This window comes from Pontibacter sp. HJ8, assembly GCF_054824225.1.
The window spans coordinates 1-4,966 of the sequence record NZ_JSYF01000646.1 but is presented as its reverse complement, the minus strand read 5'-3'; the positions used below and the strand labels follow the sequence as shown (position 1 = coordinate 4,966).

The following is a 4,966-nucleotide window of genomic DNA, read 5'->3' as shown; positions in this document are numbered from 1 at the left end:
GCAGCGTAAGCCCTTTCCCCACCAGCAGGTTAGGGTCGAGTTGCACGAATTTATCCGGCGGCGTTACCCCCACAATGCCACACACTCCTTTTGAGGCCAGCGATTCGAGCGCATTCACGATTACCTGGATGTTGCCGGTAGTGTCGAATGCATACTCTACCCCATTCTCCATAATTTGAGCAAGTGTTTTACCCAGATCCTGGTCTTTGCTGTTGATGGTATGTGTGGCACCAAGCTGCTTTGAGAACTCCAGCCGTTCCTGATTTATATCCACGGCAATGATGGTGGTGCAACCTACCACGTTGGCAGCCATGATGGCAGACAAGCCAACAGCTCCGGTCCCGAAAACGGCTATACTTGATCCGGCACCTGGGTTCAAATTATTCATGACAGCGCCCGCGCCTGTCTGTATGCCACAGCCCAAAGGTCCCAGGATCTCCAATGGAACATCCTGGGGTACTTTTACCACATTCCGTTCTGTGGCCAGCGCATAGGTGCCGAAGGAAGATTGCGAGAAGAAATTGCTGCTCAGGGCTTTTCCGTCCTGGTGCAGGGTGTGGGAGCCGTCGAGCCGGGAGCCACCGAAATTCAGCGGCATGATATAGTAGCAATAGGCCGGGAAGCCTTTCTGGCAGTTCGGGCAATGACCGCACGAACCGAACGACATCACCACACGGTCACCGGGTTTCACTTTGGTAACATCCTCTCCCACCGCTTCGACTATACCTGCGCCTTCGTGCCCCAGTACCACGGGCAAAGGCGTCGGCATTTGCTGGTCCCGTACAGCCATGTCGGTGTGGCACATGCCGGTAGCCACTACTCTTACCAGTACTTCATTGCTTCGGGGATTATCCAGCTCGACTTTTTCAAGCACAAATTCCCCGCCCTTCTTTTTCGTAATCGCTGCTGTAATCTCCATAAGGTATAGTTTAAAATTATATTGAAGTACTTATAAGTACGCTTCGCCATTTGCATTAGTTGATAACGGTCCGGAGTACCTCTTCCAGCCACAAAGTAAAAGCCCAGTACCACTCCAGATAAAAGTGACACCGGGCTTTCAGCTCATTAGGTGTTACACCGCCCAATCAGCGCGCGCTTAATTTGCCATTGCTGGCCGGCGATGCTGGTGCTTTCTGTCCGGTAACGGCGGAGTAAGCGTTCACCCTGCCGTGGCCATAGAACGGATCGCGTCCGGACTTGCCCAGATCTTCGGCCGTCGTGCGCAGAATAGTTTCAACCCGCGCCGGGTTTAAATCCCCGCCGTATTTGCCGATAACAAGGGCTGCCACTCCCGAAACATGCGGCGCGGCCATGCTGGTACCTGCCGACCAGTACCAATCGTTGTTGCTTCCGGTGCTGAAAACGAGATCAAAAACCCAGGCCGGTGCAGTTACTCCTCCAATGATCACCAGTTCTTCTCCCGGATACACAAAGTCACCACCCGGCGCTGACAGGTCCACTTCAGGAGTGCCGTAGTTGGTGTAGGAAGCCGGATAATCCAGGAAGGCATTGAACGGATATACCGCCCAACCTCTGGGAGCAGTAGCCGATACCGAAATCACGTGCGGTGCATCGGCTGGCAGCTGTATCCAGGAACGGTCCCGGTTGCCGTTGTTAGAATCGTTACCAGCGGTGGCGATGATCGTCACATCATTCTGATAGGCATAGGTGGTTACTTTACTGATGGCCACAATCAGTTCCTGAATAGCCTTGGTCACGTTGATCACGTTGCCATTCTCGTCCAGGAATTTGCCGTTGCGTGGGAAGAAAGCCCCTAAGCTCATGTTGATCACATCCGCATCCTGGTTCACGGCATGTACGATGCCCTGCAGTAGCCAGGAAAAATCACCGGAACCTTCGTCGCCCAATACTTTCACCAGGAGCAGTTCTGCCTCCGGGGCTACCCCGATGGTGCCCAATCCGTTGTCGGCCGCGGCAATGGTGCCGGCCACGTGTGTGCCATGGCTGAATGGATCGGGTAAGCTGTATTGTAGCTCTTCTCCGGGCACAAAACTTGCGCTCGCATCCAGATCAATGTTCGGTCTCAGATCCGGATGTGTCAGATCAAACCCGGTGTCCAGCACCGCTACCCGGGCACCCTCTCCCCTGTAGCCGGCATTCCAGGCTTCCGGTGCATCGATGGCATCGTGCCCCCACTGCAAGTCAAAATAGGGATCATCGTCGCCACTGGCGGGCGGGTTGCCATAGGTTTGCTGTACCTTGACATTTTTAGTTTTGGAAGGATCGATCCACTGAATCCTGAAATCGCGGATCACTGCACTGATGCCTTGGATACTGGAAGCTTTTGCGATAAAGTCAGGGTCCGAAGATGTGGCAGTGGCCAGCCCAACGTTCTCCATGTTAGAGGTCAGTTTCCCTTTCAGCGCGCTCATCTGGCTCTTGAGTTCGGATGGGATGGTGTTGGACGCTGAGATGATGATATAGCGATCGGAGAGCATGCGGACGTTGGATGCGCCGGCTCCCGCTTTTGCAGCGCTTTCGGTTTGCTGTTGCAGGGCATCGGCCGGCATCGGCGAATCCTGGTCTTTTGTACACCCGAAAGAGGCAGTAAGCAAGAAGAGAAAAGCGTAAATGGTTTTGTAATTGTAATTTACTTTCATGTTTAGGAAATTTAAAAAGTGGATCAATTACTAGCAGTGAATCAACCTGCGCTCAACCGAAGCGGCAGGAAACTCGGGAGCAGAGGGTTCAAAAGGGGGTGTGCCTAATCAGTAGGTAGCGGTAATGACTCGACTATGTAGGCGGAGCTTCGGATGTGGGTGACGCTGAAGGGATTATGCGTGTAGTTCTATAAACGAACAAACTACTGTAATGTTAAATTTATTCTTGCTTAATGTATAAAAATACAATAGCCTTTATTGTTTAACCGGTGCTGAACGCATGCACTTTTATACTTGGTCCGATTGGCCATGCATTGCGCCATCGTGCTTATTCCGCTGCAGTAACTATACAAGCAGCTGTGTAGTAGATGAAGAAGTGAATATTAAACCGATTGCGCATGAGAAGATTCGTCACATCCGACAGCCACGGAGGGTATAGGGCGCTTGTGCAGTGCCTGGAGCTGTGCGGTTTTGACAAGGAGAAGGATCAGCTGATCTTTCTGGGGGATGTGGTGGATGGCTGGTCCGAATCCAAGGAGAGTGTAGACCTGCTGCTGACGATCAGGCACCTGGTATACCTGTTGGGCAACCACGATCAATGGGCATTGGAGTACTATACCGGCAAACTAGATCAGAACGAAGCCATGCGCAAGAGCTGGTTAAGGCAAGGAGGGGCAGCTACTGTCAAGTCATATGGCAAAACGTTGCCGAAAAAACACCTGGAATTTCTGCAGAATGCGAAGCTATACCTTATCACAGAAGACAACATCCTCCTGGTGCATGCAGGTTTCGATAGCAGCAAGCCTGTAGAAGAGACTGATGCCTTCACTTTGCTTTGGAGCAGGGGCTTTCTGGAGCATCACTACAGGCAGTATAAACAACTCAAACCCGTCCGGATCAGCCAATATCAGGAGGTATACATCGGCCATACTCCCACCATACTGCTGGACAAGCGGCAAACCACGCCTTTACAGATGGGAAATCTGACCCTGATCGATACAGGCGCAGCCTTTACCGGTTGCCTCTCCATTATGGATATTGACAGTAAAGAAGTGTGGCAATCGGAGCAAGTCATGGCGCTATACCCGGATGAGGAAGGCAGAAACGGGATCAGCTGGAATGTAAGAAATTTACTCCTATAACATATGGAGAGGAGTGCTGGAAAACTTTGTGCCCTGAGCATCTGCCAGTTACTAAAAATATACCTTTTACTCCAAACGGATACGATTAGGCACCGTATTACGTTGATTAATTAGGGTCTCCGAATATAGCTTTAACTACATTTTAGCAGTATATCGGGAATTCCTTTTATCCTTCATTCAATTTTAGTAATATCGGATTCGAAATATATGCCGGTAAACCATTCTGCTTTGCGTACAGCTATACTTACTTTCCTGCTTTTTTTTACTGCATTCAACACTTTCAGTCAGAGCACCCAGTTACAAGTGGTGGCTATGCCGGGAGACGGTGTCTATACCTTATTGCGCCGTCATGGCCTGAGCCCTTCGGAACACCTGAGCAAATTCATCGAGCTGAACAAAGAGAATTTTGGGAAGGACAATGGTTTGATCGCCGGGAAAAAATATGTTCTTCCTGAGGTAGCAGTTTCTGAAGCAGAAAAACCCGGTTCCGCTGTAGCGGCCTCTACTGCTTCTGCTAAACCTATAGCAGCTAAAACTTCAGCGAGAGTGCTGGAGATGCCGCTCTTCGGAGAAAAATATGAGCGCGTGGAGATCAAGAGTCAGAAGCTGCAGGGAGCGGTATACTACCTGTCTTCCGGCCACGGCGGTCCTGATCCGGGCGCTGTAGGCAAGTATGGTTCAAATGATCTGGCAGAGGATGAATATGCCTACGACGTCACTATTCGCCTGGCCCGCGTGCTGATGGAGCATGGAGCAACCGTATACATGATCGTTCAGGACGCTAATGATGGCATTCGGGATGAAGGTATTTTGAAAATGGACTGGGATGAAGTAGCTTATCCGAATAAGAAAATCCCGCTCAACCACAGCGCCCGTTTGCGACAGCGTACCGATGCGGTCAACAGCCTTTATGCCAAGCACAAAGGTGCTTACCAGCGCATGCTATCTATCCACGTCGATAGCCGCAGTGAGAGCCAGAACATCGATGTTTTCTTCTACCACCATGAGAACAGTCCTGAAGGCGACCGGCTGGCTAAGAACATACACCAGACCTTCACCTCCAAATACAAGCGCTACCAGCCTAACAGGGAATATTCGGGTAATGTCTCGCATCGGAGCAGCCTGTATGTAGTGAAATACAGTCACCCGCCCACTGTGTTTATCGAGTTGGGCAATATCCGAAACGATAAAGACCAGCGTCGC

At 50.9% G+C, this 4,966-nt stretch carries 4 protein-coding genes; 2 read left to right on the top strand and 2 right to left on the bottom strand.

Annotated features, from left to right (window positions below; translation table 11 throughout):
- Window positions 1–919: NAD(P)-dependent alcohol dehydrogenase (locus OB13_RS20580; protein ID WP_461492061.1), on the bottom strand; the 919-nt coding region annotated here is incomplete at its 3' end.
- A 166-nt stretch (window positions 920–1,085) separates the two neighbouring features.
- Complete coding sequence (locus OB13_RS20575; RefSeq protein WP_461492060.1) at window positions 1,086–2,621, bottom strand: S8 family peptidase; 1,536 nt, start codon at window positions 2,619–2,621, stop codon at window positions 1,086–1,088.
- Between the two features lie 398 nt (window positions 2,622–3,019).
- Here OB13_RS20575 and OB13_RS20570 point away from each other — a divergent pair, with 398 nt between their 5' ends.
- Together OB13_RS20570 and OB13_RS20565 are read left to right on the top strand one after the other, a co-directional pair.
- Window positions 3,020–3,763, top strand: coding sequence for a metallophosphoesterase (locus OB13_RS20570; protein WP_461492059.1), 744 nt, complete (start codon window positions 3,020–3,022; stop codon window positions 3,761–3,763).
- A 384-nt stretch (window positions 3,764–4,147) separates the two neighbouring features.
- Window positions 4,148–4,966: N-acetylmuramoyl-L-alanine amidase family protein (locus OB13_RS20565; RefSeq protein ID WP_461492062.1), on the top strand; the 819-nt coding region annotated here is incomplete at its 3' end.